This window comes from Myroides sp. WP-1, assembly GCF_014145635.1.
In the GTDB taxonomy this organism is placed as follows: Bacteria; Bacteroidota; Bacteroidia; order Flavobacteriales; family Flavobacteriaceae; genus Flavobacterium.
In genome coordinates, this window is record NZ_JACHTC010000016.1 from 46,116 (window position 1) to 63,852 (window position 17,737).

A 17,737-nucleotide genomic window follows, 5' to 3' on the forward strand; every position below is an offset into this window, starting at 1 on the left:
GTTAAACACTTTTTAATTCCTTTTTTGCTTTTTTATTTTTACTATCGTTTCATTTTAACTCTTATTGTATGATGAAAAAATTCTTAACTACTTTTTTAACTTGTTTGCTTACAGCTGCCATTACCTTGGTGGGTTACACCTATTATATAGAAAAGAACACTAGTAAGGCACAAAGCAATACTACTACTCCTTCAGCAATCCAGTCGTCATCTGGTTTAGTACAAGGAAATCCTGTTGACTTCACAAGCGCAGCAGAAAACACAGTAAATGCGGTAGTGCACGTCAAAAATCTGAGCTATATCACCACTAGAAGTAATCCTTTACTTGAATTCTTTTATGGATATAAAGGAGGTACACAAACGCAAATCGGAACAGGTTCTGGGGTCATAATTTCTGAAGATGGTTATATTGTAACCAATAATCACGTAATCGCCAATGCATCCGAATTAGAAGTTACCTTAAACAACAATAAAACCTATAAGGCTAAACTCATAGGAACAGAAAAAGAAATGGATTTGGCGTTGATAAAAATTGACGCTTTAGAAAAACTGCCATTTCTTACTTTTGGCGATTCGGACGCCATACAACTTGGCGAATGGGTATTGGCCGTCGGGAATCCATATAATTTAACTTCCACAGTAACAGCTGGTATTATTTCAGCCAAGGCAAGGAATTTATCCGAAACGGGGATTCAATCTTTTATTCAAACTGATGCGGCAGTCAATCCAGGAAATAGCGGTGGTGCTTTAGTCAATGTACAGGGAGAATTAATCGGTATTAATACAATGATTTCTTCCAATACAGGCTCATATGTGGGGTATGCATTTGCTGTTCCTTCCAATGTGACGAAAAAAATTGTCGAAGATTTCTTACAGTACGGAGATGTACAACACGGTGTACTAGGGGTGAGTGGATTTGAGCTTAACTCTGCTTGGGCACAAAAATTACAGCTATCAACGGACAAGGGTTTTTATATTCAGGACATCGATAAAAACGCCGATGCAGAAAAAATACAGCTACGAAAAGGAGATATCATCACCGCTATTAACGGCAGAAACATTTCTTCTTTTGTCGATATCAAAAATGTACTCAATACAAAACGTCCAGGGGATGTTGTTCAATTAACCATTCAAAGAGAAAACCAAACGCAACAAAAAGACATTAAATTAGTACAAGCTAATTCAACTAGTTTTATCTTTCAAGGCATTGAGTTTAGTGAGCTAACAAAAGAAGAAAAAGCAAAATTCAACATCAATTATGGCGTAAAAATAACAGCTATAACGGCAGAAAAATTTCTCCCCTATCAAGCAGAATTGACGAATGCCATTTTACTCAGTATACAAGAAAAAAAGATAAGCAACATAGAACAAGCTAAGCAATTATTATCGCAACTAAATGAAAATCAACGCATAAAATTAGATGTTTTATCTCCAAAAGGTGAATTAATCAAACTCTATTTGTAAAAGATTGAGCCTATTAATTACGAATTTAACTTTTGCTTTATTCATAAAAAAAGCGGACTTTTGCACTAATTTATACAACACAATCTAATACAATATGAAAGATACGAGTTTATACGAAAAGGAATTGGCTTTTCAGGCAGACAGAAGAAAAGCATGTGTAGAGTTTATCAAGATCATCAGTGATTTATGGTTTGATAAATCTATTGAGTTATTAATGTTCCGCAATCAATTGATTGACCGAAGTGTTAGTGACATCATTAACTTACATGAGTATGCTGCTAAGTTTGTTGAGAAACCAATTAACATTTTTGATACAGTTGAAATAGCAAAAGCGATTCAACAAGCTGATCTTCCACCTTCAAGAATTGACATTGGTCGTTTAACCTATGAATATCATTTAGAAGACAACAAGCATAGCAATGCGTTAGGTTTTGTTGTAAGCAAATTAAAAGATGCTAAAAACACAGGAGAGATTGTTCCTAAAGATGTTGTACTATACGGTTTTGGTCGTATTGGTCGTTTATTAGCTCGCGAGTTAATGAACAAAATTGGAAAGGGACAACAAATGCGTTTAAGAGCGATTGTTACACGTGATAAAAATGATGCTGTATTATTAGAGAAGAGAGCTTCTTTATTGAAATACGACTCAGTACACGGTGACTTTGAAGGTTCTGTAATTGCAGATCCAGCAAACAATGCGTTAATCATCAATGGAACAACAGTTCACATGATTTCTGCGAGTACACCTGAAGAGATTGATTATACAGCGTATGACATTGACAATGCATTGATCATTGACAATACAGGAGCATTCACTACAGAAGAGGCATTAAAACGTCATTTATCATCAAAAGGAGCGTCTAAAGTATTATTGACTGCACCAGGAAAAGGAATTCCAAATATTGTACATGGTGTAAACCACAATGCATACAACCCATCAGAAGTAAACATTTGGTCAGCTGCTTCATGTACAACCAATGCAATTACTCCAATCTTGAAAGTAATGGAAGATAATTTTGGTGTTGTAAAAGGTCACTTAGAAACAATTCACGCGTATACAAACGACCAGAACTTGGTTGATAATATGCATAAAAAATACCGTCGTGGTAGAGCTGCTGCTTTAAACATGGTAATTACAGAAACTGGAGCAGGAAGTGCAGTTGCTAAAGCATTACCTTCATTAGCAGGTAAATTAACTTCAAACGCTATCCGTGTACCAGTTCCTAATGGTTCTTTAGTTGTATTAAACTTAGAAATTGAAAAAGAAACTTCAGTTGAGGCTTTAAATGAAGTGATGCGCAAAGCTGCCTTAAATGGTGATTTAGTTGAGCAAATCAAATATTCATTAAACAATGAGTTAGTATCATCAGATATTGTTGGAACATCTGCTCCTTCTATCTTTGACAGTAAAGCAACTATTGTTTCTGCTGATGGTAAAAACGTTGTACTATACGTTTGGTACGATAACGAATATGGATATAGCCACCAAGTAATCCGCTTAGCGAAATACATCGCACAAGTAAGACGTTATACTTACTATTAGTAGATAGCGGTTTACGGTTTACAATAACAAAAAAAGAGAGCAATTGCTCTCTTTTTTTTTAACTAACTGTAACCAAACTTACTTTATTTGTATGAATATTGTTCTAATTGGTTCTGCCTTATACTTCTTGTATTTCCAATTGACTTAATTTTTGATGTAGTGTAGGCTTATCTTGTACATAATCTTCTACCCATTGTTCTAAGCGATCTACATCGTAAGGCAACATCTGCATTAAGGCTTTATTAAATTCTTTTACAAAAAGTTCCGAATCGAAACTTACATTTTCTAGTATTCTCTTTGTATAGTCAAACATTAATCTGTTTTCCATTTTTAACTACTCTTTTTCACATTAAACAACAATCAAAAATAACCTATTAACAAATAAAAAGCAAATTCAATAGTATTTTTTACATTTTTTTAAAATTAAAACAACATACGCGCAATATATACTATTTTTACAAGGTCCGCTGGACTTCTCTTTACATTTTATGCAGTATTTCATTTTTTTTTCTAATTAAACTGCAAAACAATTGAAAAGATAATGAATCTTTTTTCTTTTGATGTTCTTTTCTTCAGGTTATAATTTAATAGAAAGCAAAAAAAGAAGAGGAACACACGCTGCTCCCCTTCTTTTATTTCATACTAGTTATTGAACTTGGTAATTGACAATTGTGTGTTCTTGAACATATTTCATCGCCCAAGCGACTCCATTAGTATAGAAGAAACTGTTGTGTACTGTAGCTCCACCATAATAGGCTTTACTCAATGGAGAACCTCCTTCTGTTCTAGGGGCTGGCCATTTTGTTGTGTGTGTATTCTTAACATCACCTGCAATCCATCCTCCGTCTCCAATAAAGACAAAACCTAGTGTTTGATGCTTCAAAATCCACGCACGAGTAGTATTTCCTTCTTGATGTGAAATAACATCATATTCTGGAGAGAATCCCGTAACATAAATAGAGTTATTTAAGTCACTTCCTAAATCCATTCCGGCAATATTTCTGAACGGTCCATTTAATGTTGGATCATCAATTGCTCTTGTTGGATTTACATAACTTCTACCATCTGTAATAACATTCGTCGTTGCAGAATAAGCGATTGAATTGATTAAATTTCTCGCGGCAGTAGCATCTCCTTCTTGTCCATAAAACAGTACTCCTTTTTTGTTTTTCACAAAATCCTCTAATACTGAAATACTCTGACTATTAGCAACATAACTATATCCAACAACAATGATATCGATTTTGTTGTTGTTGATTTGGGCAGCTAGCGCAGCACCTTGACTAGTTCCACCGTCTACTACATTCAATTGTTCTACTCTTACAATTCCATTTGGTCCAAAGTTAGATGGTGTTTTTAACAATGTACCTGCAGAATAATTAGCTGAAGCTGATCCTGGCTGGTATCCTGCTCCACCTAATCCCAATATATTTATTCTACGGTAGGTAAAATCAATATTTTTATTACAAGTATTGGCTCCAAATGAACTATCTGTAGTGATTGTATAACGATGAGTTCCACCTGCTAAAGGTAAACCTGTAGCGTATAACGTAACAGTCTGGGTTCCTGTAGTGGCAAACGTTCCTGTTGCTTCAAATTTGACTCCATTTACCATATTGGAACTAATATTGTAAGGACCAGGATATTGTACATTTACACTGATCGTCATAAAGTTTCTAGCGTCTACTGGCACACCTGGCGCGAAAGTACCAAAGGTTGTTATGGACTGACAATTCATTGAATATGATACGGGTTGAGCAATGACTTCTAGATCAAAGAAACAGATAGCTTCCATACCATTGGCTGCTTCCAATACATATTGATGACTTCCCGAGGCTTGTGGTGTTCCAACAGCGGTTAGTACTACCTCTCTCGTTCCTAAAGCATCAAGTGAAAGCGGTCCAGAAGTAAAGTAAAGTCCATTTACTGTATTGGTTTTAATCAGTGTTTCCCCAGTAGCCGATACATTCACGCTAATTCTAGCGGTATGAGAAGCAGTTACAGGTTCGTCTTGTCTATAAACCCCTGTAAAGGAAACCCCAGTACAATCGACGGTATATTTTGTATTTTTCACTGTTACTGGAATATTTGTACACGACATTCGAGTATCTACATCTGAATTTGTTGTTAGTCCGAATTCATTTGTACCAGAAGTCAACGGTGTACCTGTTCCCAATAATACAATATATTGTACTCCAGGAGCATCGAAGATCCCAGATCCTCTAAAGGAGTAACCATTTACGGTATTGGTTGCGATACTCCAATAACCAGTAGAAGTTACATTGACTTCCAACGTCATTTTATGTGTATCACCTAAAACTTGTCCGATCATATAATCACCTGCAACAGTAATCTGAGCACATGTTACAGTATAACTTACATTGGCATTCTCTACTTGTACATACGCTTGGCAGCTCTCCGTCTTATTGTTTAACGTTATGGTCAACAAATCCCCTTGCTCTCCTACAGCATATCCAATATTAGGCGTTCCTACCCCCTGTAAAACTAACGTGTAACTTCCTGCAGATGGAAATGTTCCTTTTGCTGAGAAATAATAACCATTATCCGTTAATGCAGTAATTTCATAAGTTCCATGTTGTGTTACTGTCACGGGAATCGTCAAATAGTTTGCTGCAGTCAGAAATTCTCCTTGCTTAAATACTCCATGAGCTTTAATGGCATTACATTGAGCATCTGTAATTTCAAATACAGCAGGCGGTGGTGTTCCACACATACTCAACCATGTATCTTGAGCATCGCTCCAATAGTTAAAACACCCTGTTGTTTTGTTGTAAATTAACAATCCATCCGTTCTATTTGCCACGCTAATGGCATCGCGTTGTTGCGTGGTCAATCTCGGGGTTAAGAATCCTTTATTGGCACTTTCTAATTCCAAAACAGCTCCAAGACTTGGCGTAGTTGATGTTCCAGAAAGTGTTCCATCCTTAATTTTAGTCATGTGCGTTTGTGCGAAACTCGAAAACACACTCATAAAAAGAATCAGAATAAGGGACAGTGTATATTTTATTCCCTTGTATATCGTGTGATTATATTGCATATTGAATAATTTTAAAAAGTTAGTTTTTTTGCATGAATTCCAATACCATTTGCTCCAATTGTTCTACTTTTTGTTGAACACTTTGATTTGCTTGCTCTAGTTCTTTAATTCTAGCTTCTTTTTCTTCGAGTGCTTTGTTTTGATCAATAATGTGTAAGTACAACTCTTCCGTTTTCTCTAATAATTGAACTGATAATTCTGACACATTAATAGCATATCCTTCCTCTGTTTTATTCAATTCGTGAATAGGCGTAATTCCAGGTAAATGACGATTTGTTTTAATGAAATCTTCAACCACATCTAGGCTATTGAACTTATAATCGTATTTCAAGGCTGAATATCCATCAAAGTAATTTTCAAATACATAATCGGCATAGTAGCTGTTTACAGCCGTAATACTTCCATTTACTCTCAACTTTTCACTTGGTGAGCTTGAAGGTTCTGTAAAGCCTATTCCTACCCATCCTTTGGTATAAATATTATCATTTGGATTGGTAGCAATTTTATGTGTTGAAGAATTTAACCAAGGATGCTTGTTGATTGCATCAATTTCAATGGTGTGAATAACCTGATTCTCATCGGTATATAAAAGGGAATTCGTAGCTGTATCAAATTCTAATTTGGTTAATGATTCTCCGCCTTCTACTAACTCTTTTAATTTTAATATGGTTGATTGACCAGCTTCATTCGTATACGTTAGAATGTAATTTGCTGGATCATATTCTAAGGAAGTTATCGTTTCATGTCCGCGAACCAAAACCTCAATATCAATTGGATTCTCCGCTCCAGCCTCGTCGGTATAGGTTAATGTATACGTTTTAATTTCGTCTCCATCTTCATTTTCCTCTATTGCCTCTACGTTTTTAAGTGTAGTTAACGTTTCATTTGCTGTTACTAAAGCAGGAATATCTACTGTTACAGCTATGTTCTCCTCATTTGTATACGTTATTACACCATCTACATCGTTTAATGTAGTTACTGTTTCGTTATCCGCAATTAAAGCTGGAATATCCACTTTTACCTCAGTTTTCGCCTCGTTGGTATACGTTAAAACTCCGTCTACATTCGTTAAGGTGGTTACTGTTTCATGCATTCTAACAAGATCTCCAATGCTTATCATCACAACATCTCCATTCTGATTTACATAGGTAAAATTTTCTCCATCAAACTTAACATAACCATTATACGTGATAAACGTATTTAGACTGTTGATCACTTCGCTATTCTCAATGATTTTTTCAAAATTATTAATCACCTCTGCCGGAATATCAATCACCACGACATCATCCGCCTCGTTGGTATAGATGTACTTCCCATTACCCAAAGAGTCTTTTTCTATCGTAGTAATTGTTTCATTGGCTTCGAAAATATCTTTCCATTCAATAAAGACAATATTGTAATCCTCGTCATAATAGAACAGTTTTTGGGAATTAACATCAAAACCTACATTACCAAATTTACCCTCTAACTTATTGATAATAATATCAATAAAATCAGTATTATCTCCCAACTTGGTAATGAAATTCTGGTTTATTGCAATATGCTCTACAAAGATTTTATTGGAAGCGATATCCGCAAGCGATAATTCAACCGAATTACCGTCTGAATCAGTAATAACCAATTGATCATTTTCTAAAGTAAAACTCTCGTTGATGGTATTCAAATCAGTCCAGTCAATCGGCTCTTGTGTACCATCCACTTTGATGTAGTAGAATTGATCTTCTGTTGCATTATACACTACGTTTCCATATTTACCAGCTAACTTGTTGACAATATTTGTGATTAACGTATTATTATTGCTCAACTCGGTAACAAACGTCGCATTGTTAGCAATCTCTTTTACATCTAATTGAACTGAATTACCGTCAGAATCAGTCACCGTTAACATATCATTTTCTAACGTAAAACTCTTGTTGGTCGTGTTTAAGATCGACCAGTCAATCGGCTCTTGTGTGCCATCGGCTTTGATGTAATAGAATTTCTTCTCGGTTACATTGTAGAAAACGTTTCCGTATTTGCCTTCTAGTTTAGCGATGATCTCCGTGATAAACTCCGCATTGTTAGTGATGTTAGTCACGAATTCCGTATTGTTGGTAAGCTCCGTAATAAACTTAGAATTATTCGCAATTTCACTAACCGCTAACTCTACGTTATTGCCATCTGAATCGGTAACGGTTAACTTGTCGTTGACCAATGTAAAGCTAACGTTGGTTGTATTTAAGATCGACCAATCAATCGGCTCTTGTGTGCCATCGGCTTTGATGTAATAGAATTTCTTCTCGGTTACATTGTAGAAGACGTTTCCGTATTTGCCTTCTAGTTTAGCAATGATCTCCGTGATGAATTCCGCATTGTTAGTGATGTTAGTCACGAATTCTGTGTTGTTGGTAAGCTCGGTAATAAATTTTGAATTATTCGCAATTTCACTAACAGCCAACTCTACGTTGTTGCCATCTGAATCGGTAACGGTTAACTTGTCGTTGACCAATGTAAAGCTAACGTTAGTCGTGTTTAAGATCGACCAGTCGATCGGCTCTTGTGTGCCATCGGCTTTGATGTAATAGAATTTCTTCTCGGTTACATTGTAGAAAACGTTTCCGTATTTTCCTTCTAATTTAGCGATGATCTCTGTGATAAACTCCGCATTGCTGGTAATACTCGTTACGAATTCCGTATTGTTGGTAAGCTCGGTAATAAATTTCGAGTTATTCGCAATTTCACTAACCGCCAACTCTACGTTGTTGCCATCTGAATCGGTAACGGTTAACTTGTCGTTGACCAATGTAAAGCTAACGTTAGTCGTGTTTAAGATCGACCAGTCGATCGGCTCTTGTGTGCCATCGGCTTTGATGTAATAGAATTTCTTCTCGGTTACATTGTAGAAAACGTTTCCGTATTTTCCTTCTAATTTAGCGATGATCTCTGTGATAAACTCCGCATTGCTGGTAATACTCGTTACGAATTCCGTATTGTTGGTAAGCTCGGTAATAAATTTCGAGTTATTCGCAATTTCACTAACCGCCAACTCTACGTTGTTGCCATCTGAATCGGTAACGGTTAACTTGTCGTTGACCAATGTAAAGCTAACGTTGGTCGTGTTCAATATAGACCAATCGATTGGCTCTTGTGTGCCATCGGCTTTGATGTAATAGAATTTCTTCTCGGTTACATTGTAGAAAACGTTTCCGTATTTTCCTTCTAGTTTAGCAATGATCTCCGTGATGAATTCCGCATTGTTAGTGATGTTAGTCACGAATTCCGTATTGTTGGTAAGCTCAGTAATAAATTTTGAGTTATTCGCGATTTCACTAACCGCTAGTTCTACGTTATTGCCATCTGAATCGGTAACGGTTAACTTGTCGTTGACCAATGTAAAGCTAACGTTGGTTGTATTTAGGATCGACCAATCGATCGGCTCTTGTGTGCCATCGGCTTTGATGTAATAGAATTTATCTTCAGTTACATTGTAGAAAACGTTTCCGTATTTGCCTTCTAGTTTAGCAATGATCTCCGTGATAAACTCCGCATTGTTAGTGATGTTAGTCACGAATTCCGTGTTGTTGGTAAGCTCGGTAATAAATTTTGAATTATTCGCAATTTCACTAACCGCTAGTTCTACGTTGTTGCCATCTGAATCAGTAACGGTTAACTTATCGTTGACCAATGTAAAGCTAACGTTGGTTGTATTTAGGATCGACCAATCGATCGGCTCTTGTGTGCCATCGGCTTTGATGTAATAGAATTTCTTCTCGGTTACATTGTAGAAAACATTTCCGTATTTGCCTTCTAGTTTAGCAATGATCTCCGTGATAAACTCCGCATTGCTGGTAATACTCGTTACAAATTCCGTATTGTTGGTAAGCTCGGTAATAAATTTTGAGTTATTCGCGATTTCACTAACAGCCAACTCTACGTTGTTGCCATCTGAATCGGTAACGGTTAACTTGTCGTTGACCAATGTAAAGCTAACGTTGGTTGTATTTAGGATAGACCAATCAATCGGCTCTTGTGTGCCATCGGCTTTGATGTAGTAAAATTTCTTCTCGGTTACATTGTAGAAAACGTTTCCGTATTTTCCTTCTAGTTTAGCGATGATCTCCGTGATGAATTCCGCATTGTTAGTGATCTCTTCAAGATTGTTGATTACATCACCTACAACATCGATAATTACTTTCTCATCCGCCTCGTTGGTATAGGTGTATTGGCCATTACCACTAGCGTCTTTCACTAAAGTTGTAATCGTTTCGTTGGCTTTGACCATTGCTTCTATATCAATGGTATGTGTACCTGAAGCATCCGTATACGTAAAAGAGTTCCCGTCATAGTGAACGTTACCGCCTACAGTGTTGACGATGTTATTGATGATTTCCTGTACATCAGTGTTGTTGATGATCTCTTCAAAGTTGTTGATCACATCAGCTGGTACGTCGATAATTACTTTCTCATTCGCCTCGTTGGTATAGGTGTATTGACCATTACCACTAGCGTCTTTCACTAAGGTTGTAACCGTTTCGTTGGCTTTGACCATTGCTTCTATATCAATGGTATGTGTACCTGAAGCATCCGTATACGTAAAAGAGTTCCCGTCGTAGTGAACGTTACCGCCTACAGTGTTGACGATGTTATTGATGATTTCCTGTACATCGGTGTTGTTGATGATCTCTTCAAAGTTGTTGATCACATCAGCTGGTACGTCGATAATTACTTTCTCATTCGCCTCGTTGGTATAGGTGTATTGACCATTACCACTAGCGTCTTTCACTAAAGTGGTTACTATATTTAATTCTTCAATAGCAATAAATACAAAATTATCCTCTGTATCGTATAATTTCAACAATCCATCTTCTACTACAAATTTGCTATTAGTAGGAAAATTTAATCCTTTATCATCTATTTCCGTCAAGAGTCGAGTCCAACTATTTTGTTTCCAATAGTAATAACCAGGCTTTACCGTTCCATTATTTGTAGTATTATACACCAACAAACTTTCTACATTGCCACTGCTTATTGTTGTATTGTCTGTAAGGTTTTTCAGTGCTATTTGCGGGATCAAAACCCCTCGTTTATCGGAAGTTATCTCAAGTTGAGCAGATGGATTAGGGGTAGCCGTACCTATTCCAACTTGAGCATAACTTACTGCCCCAGTGCAAAAAGCACTGAGTAAAATCCATCTCTTTTTCATGTGATTAGCTATTTTAAATTATGTGTTCCTGTGTGTTACATTTCGAGAATAATAAATTCACTACGTCTGTTTTCTTGGTGTTGTTCGTCTGTACACGAAACACCATTACTACATTTGTTTAACAATTGAGTTTCTCCATACCCTTTTCCAGTCAAGCGACTTGGGTTAATACCTTGTTTAACCATCCATTGAATTGTTGCTTTTACACGACGCTCGGATAACATCCTATTGTACTCGTCATTTCCTCTACTATCCGTATGAGAGCGAACATCAATTTTCAGGGTAAGGTATTCTTTCATTACCTCTACTATTTTCATTAACTCAATCGAGGCATCTCGGCGAATATTCGATTGATCAAAATCAAAGTATATCGGTTTTAGATTAAGTTTCTTAAATAAATCATCCTGTAACTCTAAAGGTTTTTCAGCTTTTTCTAAGCCAATATTCACCGTTTTCACTCCAGGTTCACGATTGACATTGAATGCCACCTCTACCGTATTGTATAACTCTTTCTCTGCTTTTATGCGGTATTTGTAACCACAGTCTAATGATTCTGTTTGGTAGAATCCCTTGCTGTTCGTAAATAAAGTATCTGATTTTTGGTACAAGGCATCCGCAACAATTACCCGCGTATGTGCTAATATCTCATTGGTATCATTATCGTAAACAATACCCTCTAATGTTTGCTTACAAGGTTTTTCAGCGAGAAAGTAAATATTGTCTATCTCTTTTTGTTCCCCTCGATTGGAGCTTATAAATCCTTTATTTTGTTTAGAATCCAAGTAAAGTCCGAAGTCATCCCTATTACTATTAATGGGAGCCCCCATATTAACAACGGGACCCAAACTTCCGTTGGGATATAGTTTAGTTACAAAAACATCAAGACCACCCAGTCCTGGATGCCCATCTGAGGCGAAATACAATTGATAATCAGCAGAGATAAAAGGAAAACTTTCTCTACCTTCTGTATTAATTGTTTTTCCTAAGTTTTCTACAAGACCATACCCTCCATTTTCATATAAGGCCACGCGAAACAAATCTGATTGTCCTATTGTACCATGGCGATCCGAAGAGAAATATAACCACTTTTCATCTGGCGTTAGAGCTGGATGAGCGGTATTAAAATCATCTGAATTGAGGCTTAATTCTTCTACTTGTCCCCATTGTCCATCTGTTTCTTTTACGGCTTTGTACAATTTCAACAGCGATGTTTTATCTTTATTTTGTTTGCTTTTCCCACTAGATTTAGTGTTGTTGCGCGTAAAATACATTGTATTGCCATCTTTGGTAAAGATTGCTGTTGCATCATTGACCGTTGAGTTGATTTCTGGAGCAAATAGGACAGGCTCTTCAAAGCCATTTTGACCAATTGTTGAACGATATAAACTCGTATAACTTTCGTTGGTCCAAGTGTGGATTTGATTTCCTTTTTCGTGGTTGGTTGCTCGTGCAGAAGTGAAGATCAATTGATCTCCTAATATTGTTCCTCCGTAATCGGAATAGATTGAATTAAAGTCTAATTTTTGGATGTTATATCGATCGGAACGATTTTCGATATGCGTTAAGTAGTCTCGATTTTTAGTATATAATAAAGCACGAGAATCTGTTTGTTCAAGTGCAGCAAACTGATCCATCATTTGTTGAGATTTCTCATAGTCTTGTATCGACTTTAGTGTTTGTGCATAACGATAATAGTATTCTGAAGAAAGTTTTGCCACCTCTTTATCGTCGTAGGTTCCTTCGAACAATTCGGTATACCATTTATTTGCTTCTACATATTTTCCGCTAAAAAAATAAGCATCCGCCAAATTTTGCAACATATCCGCATTACTATAGCCATTTTCTGCCATGCGTTCATATATTTTGATGGCATCAACATAAGCCAATCGTTCAAAATTTTGATCTGCTTGTTTTTCCTTTCTAGTTTGGCTATACCCTAACGTTCCAGTACTTAGTACAAGGCATAATATTCCTACATGTATAATTTGTCTTACCATAGTACTTACTTTTTAGAAGAATCGTGGAGATGCCACACGTTTAAAACCGTTGAATAAGCTAAAGCGCATAAAAATTTCATGAGAGCCCGAATTATAACGCGCTAACTTCGTTGTTTCAGCATCATAACTATAGCCAACCATGATACTTTCAGATACCTGAAAACCAACCATTCCACTTATAGCAGCATCCCATCGATAAGCAACTCCTGCTGTAAATTTGTCGACAAAGAGGAAGTTAGCAGACAGATCTATTTGCAGAGGAGAGCCTTGTTCTAGCTTTACTAGGGTAGCAGGTTTAAATTTGATCTCGTTCGTCAAATCAAAAACATAACCTCCTGTTACATAAAGATGTATTTTTTCACGCAGCGTTTTGACATTATTATCGTCATAGCGAGAACGCGTAAGTAGGGTCGGTATGGATATCCCTACATAGGACTTGTCTGAGTACAAGAACAAGCCAGCGCCAATATTTGGAGTAAACTCATTTTTAATATCATCTTCAGCAACGGGATCTGTTGGGTTATAAATATTTAATTTACTGTAATTCACATCGAGTAAATTAGCAGATCCCTTCACCCCAAAGGCCATTTTATAGTTGTAATTCAGGTTGATTGCATAGGATAAATCTACAGAAAATGTATTGTCATCCATAACACCTAAATGATCATTGACAAAACTAACGCCCAGTCCAAGCCCCGAATCACCTAAAGGAGTATTTACCGACAAGGTAGCCGTTTTGGGAGCTCCTTCGAGGCCAACCCATTGCGTGCGATATAGTCCAAAAATATTCACTCCTTCTCTACTTCCAGCATAAGCAGGGTTAATATTCGAGTGATTATACATATATTGGGTGTATTGTGGATCTTGTTGTGCATGTAATTCTTGCATACAAAACAGTCCGATACCTCCAAGTATCATAGCTCTTAATGTGTTACTTACTTTCATCTATGCTGGTTTAATTGGTCTCTAAATGTAAATTGGCGGCCTTTTTAATCATTCGACTACCATGAGCATCCGTATACTCATAAGTCACCACATAATAATACGTTCCGCTCGGTAATTTCTTGCTCTTATCCACGGTGATTTTACCGCCAGAATATCCCGTAAACACATTAGTACTACCATCTCCATAAGGGTCGTATCCTGTTGTTTCATATACTTTTACTCCCCATCGATTGTATATTTCTACTTTATTATTGGGGAATTTTTTAATATTTTCAATAATAAAATAATCGTTTTTACCATCTCCATCTGGAGTAACTAAGTTGTAAATCACTACATCTCCATCTATAATCCAATCCTTTTTAACGGTAGCTAAAGTGAAATAACCATAGTTTTTAATTGTTGCTGGTGTTGTTACTTTTTTTGTAGACATATCTACTACACCACCTTCATCGACCCACAAGTGTTGTTTCTCATCCCAACGGACAATGTGCAATTCTCCTTCAGGATCTTTTAACAGCTCTTTCGGTGTTGTGCGATCATCCCAAGTTAAACTCAGAATAATGGAATTTTCTTCTGCTGATTTTCCATGTACACGCCAATATTCTTTTTCATTTAAAACCTCAATAACGCCCACTGCATTTTTGCGTTCTTTAAAAAAAGAAGCATCATCGATATAGTACTGAGACAAAATAGCAGCGGAGATATGATCAGGTGCACTAATAAATGCGGGGCGATAATACACATCCTTTCCAATGGGAAACTCAAAATAATCACGACCTATTTTTTCAACTTCACCATCAACAAAACTATGATCCCCTACATTAGTATGTTGAGCACTAGGCATAAAGCTCATCATCCCAATAGGAAGTGATTTTTCACCAGTTTTTGTAGGGTCTACTTTTACAATACCATTTTTAAAATCAGCTAAACCATAGATATCTAGATTATTTTTTAAATCAAAGGCAACCCCCTCTAATTCACTATCGAACTCTACGTCATACAAGGAAGTTAATCCTGCTCCATAGATTTGTTTAGCTTGAGTCTCCTTATTTAATATAAAATGAGTAGAGGAAGTTTTCATACCTGTAGTTAAGCCGAAACTTCCATCATTTTTGAAGTTTTTATAAAAAATTAGACTTCCATCATTTACAAAGTTACCTGCTGTAGTATTAACAAAATCGAAACGAGTAGCCACAACTGTTTCTGGGCGGACACTAAACACCCCCGTATTCACCAGTTGCATACTCGTCGATTCTTCTTGTCCATAGGATAAACTGTGAACACTGACGAGCAGTAAAATGATAAATTTTAAATAACTCTGACTCATATTACATTATTTTAAATGGTTTGTTTTCCTTTATTACTCAGCGTTCATCTATTGTTTTTTTATTAAAACATATCTTAATTTAAAACATTTATATCTTAAATTTTACTTAAAATTAAACAAAAAAACCAAACAAAAAAATATTTAAATAAAAAACAATAGTTACATATTTTAATAATTAATATTAATTATAATATATTTTTAACCAAAAAACACATTAATCAAATATCAATATTTGTTTTTTAACGAAAAAATCAATATTTATAAAATTATAATGATTTTACAATAATTTAAATATTTTTAAAAAAAATGAATAATAAAAAAACAGAAAAAGATACTTAACGATCAATCTTTTAGTTCCTAAACAAAAAAAAGCCCCACAGAATAAATATTTCTGTGGGGCTTTTTTTAAAGCCTTCTTTTACATTCAGCGCGACTATTTAAACGCCAAAGTCATTTCTCTTTTACCTGGTGGTCCGGGTACTATTTCTAGGGTAAAACCAACAGCCTTTAGATTTCTTTTTATTGCTGATCTACAGGCGTAGGTTACTAAAACTCCTCCTTTTTTCAGGCTATCGTATGCTTTTTTGAAGATTTCTTCTGACCATAGGTGTGGTTGAAATTGATATCCAAACACATCAAAATACACGATATCAAAATAATTTGTTTCGACAGTCACCTCTTCAAATTTTGATTGTAACTTTTGTATGACAACCTGTTTGTGCAATTGTACTTCTCGATTCCAATCTGCTTGATGTAAAGTAGCGAATAAAGTTTTGCCCTCTTCAAATTCAGGAAGCAAGGAAGGAAAATCCAAAACCTGATACTCTTCTTGATTCAAAGGAAAAGCTTCTATGCTGTGATACACAAGTGCTTTCTCTTTAGGTACAAGAACTGCCATAGTTAGAAAGGCATTTAATCCTGTTCCTAAACCGAATTCTAAAATGTGAATTTCTTCTTGGTGGATGAATTTCATCAATCCTTGTTCAATGTATACGTGATTAGATTCTTGTATAGCACCGTGAATTGAGTGATAGGTTTCTCCCCATTCTTCCATTTCTAACGAATGAGATCCATCAGAGGTTACAATTATTTTTCTCTTCATTGTCTGTTAAGGAATCAATAGTTTTTTTATTCTTGGAATAGGTCCTCCACATTTTTTCTGATGACAACTTAGACACGCTTGAACAATAGCATTGAATTTTTCTTTGGTCTTTTGATTTGGATCGGCATAAAATTCTTCTTCTACTTGAATAAATGCACGGGCTTGAGTTTCAAAAAACAAATCTCTCTCAGAAGGATCAGTCATCACAGCACTAAACAAACGATGATGTAAGGTTGGCATAGTATCATCAATCTCTATTTCTTGTACTATTCGATCGCGAATGCGTTGATTATCTACATACATTTGCTCCATCAGCGCGGCCATTTCGGACATTTCATACAGCTGAAATCCACTACGCTCTTGCTTGGTTTCGGTTTGAGGTTTCTTCTCTTTGTTTACGTGTTGACAGCTCATACTAACCGTGAGTAGCAACAGTACAACTGCAAATTGTATTCTCATTGATTCTTATTTAGCAATAGCGATACCATCCGCTTCAAATGCATAGGTGATTTTTGGTTCAGTAATAGCTTCTATTTCTACTTCACTTTTTCCAGCGTCTTTTGCATAGTGTTTTAATTCATCAACTGAAACAACTGACACAAATGCTTTTCCTTGCATAACCACCTCATGTCCACCTGCATTCATAGGCGCGAAAAAACCATAATCTTTAAATCGAACAAAACTACTTTTTTCCTGATCTAAATCAACTTGCATCCAACACCCTTTCTTCTGACAAACTTCTTTGATTGTAGAGGCAAATGAGACACGCAAAGTATCACCTTCTTTTAATTGTTCAAATTCTTTCCACATGGCTTCTTTAGACAATACTTTTTGCTGTTTATCTAAGTCTTGCCCAAATGTTTCATATTCTTTTTCACTTGTAGAAACTACTGTTTCTAACTCGTTTTTTTGATCTGATTTCTTTACACAACTAACGGTTACTAAAGCAAGTAACCCAAGTGTTAATACTAGGTGTTTCATGTGATTGATTGCTACGAATTATTCATCCAAAGATAATTAAAAAACAAAATAAAAAAGATAGACGATCTCTCTTCGTTTTTGTCAGGCCTCTTTCGCAAAAACTACAGGTCAATCGCACTAAAAAAGTAGGTATTCAACT

The 17,737-nt window shown here is 35.9% G+C and carries 11 protein-coding genes; 2 read left to right on the forward strand and 9 right to left on the reverse strand.

Annotation, left to right across the window (positions count from 1 at the left end):
* Positions 1-71 precede the first annotated feature (71 nt).
* Entirely contained in the window at positions 72-1,463 is a 1,392-nt protein-coding gene (locus H4K33_RS13180; RefSeq protein WP_182649773.1) for a S1C family serine protease, read from the forward strand.
* 94 nt (positions 1,464-1,557) lie between these two features.
* Positions 1,558-3,006 (forward strand): glyceraldehyde-3-phosphate dehydrogenase, encoded by a 1,449-nt coding sequence (locus H4K33_RS13185; RefSeq protein ID WP_182649731.1) that lies wholly within the window; start codon positions 1,558-1,560, stop codon positions 3,004-3,006.
* A 118-nt stretch (positions 3,007-3,124) separates the two neighbouring features.
* On the opposite strand, the gene H4K33_RS13190 is transcribed toward H4K33_RS13185, so the two are convergent.
* From H4K33_RS13190 to H4K33_RS13230, 9 genes are all read right to left on the reverse strand, one after another.
* The gene (locus tag H4K33_RS13190; protein WP_182649732.1) at positions 3,125-3,334 is read right to left on the reverse strand and encodes a hypothetical protein; all 210 of its coding nucleotides are present in this window, start codon (positions 3,332-3,334) and stop codon (positions 3,125-3,127) included.
* 318 nt (positions 3,335-3,652) lie between these two features.
* A complete protein-coding gene (locus H4K33_RS13195; RefSeq protein WP_255493717.1) occupies positions 3,653-5,965 on the reverse strand; it encodes a hypothetical protein in 2,313 nt (770 codons plus the stop codon).
* 118 nt (positions 5,966-6,083) lie between these two features.
* Complete coding sequence (locus tag H4K33_RS16590) at positions 6,084-11,246, reverse strand: hypothetical protein (RefSeq protein ID WP_255493718.1); 5,163 nt, start codon at positions 11,244-11,246, stop codon at positions 6,084-6,086.
* A 35-nt stretch (positions 11,247-11,281) separates the two neighbouring features.
* Complete coding sequence (locus H4K33_RS13205) at positions 11,282-13,243, reverse strand: OmpA family protein (protein ID WP_182649736.1); 1,962 nt, start codon at positions 13,241-13,243, stop codon at positions 11,282-11,284.
* A 12-nt stretch (positions 13,244-13,255) separates the two neighbouring features.
* Complete coding sequence (locus H4K33_RS13210; protein ID WP_182649738.1) at positions 13,256-14,188, reverse strand: type IX secretion system membrane protein PorP/SprF; 933 nt, start codon at positions 14,186-14,188, stop codon at positions 13,256-13,258.
* Positions 14,189-14,198: 10 nt separating this feature from the next.
* Positions 14,199-15,515, reverse strand: coding sequence for a gliding motility-associated C-terminal domain-containing protein (locus H4K33_RS13215; protein ID WP_182649741.1), 1,317 nt, complete (start codon positions 15,513-15,515; stop codon positions 14,199-14,201).
* A 433-nt stretch (positions 15,516-15,948) separates the two neighbouring features.
* Positions 15,949-16,617 (reverse strand): tRNA (5-methylaminomethyl-2-thiouridine)(34)-methyltransferase MnmD, encoded by a 669-nt coding sequence (gene mnmD / locus H4K33_RS13220; protein ID WP_182649743.1) that lies wholly within the window; start codon positions 16,615-16,617, stop codon positions 15,949-15,951.
* 6 nt (positions 16,618-16,623) lie between these two features.
* Positions 16,624-17,076, reverse strand: coding sequence for a hypothetical protein (locus H4K33_RS13225; protein ID WP_255493719.1), 453 nt, complete (start codon positions 17,074-17,076; stop codon positions 16,624-16,626).
* Between the two features lie 6 nt (positions 17,077-17,082).
* Entirely contained in the window at positions 17,083-17,598 is a 516-nt protein-coding gene (locus H4K33_RS13230; protein ID WP_182649745.1) for a DUF4920 domain-containing protein, read from the reverse strand.
* Between the last annotated feature and the right edge of the window lie 139 nt (positions 17,599-17,737).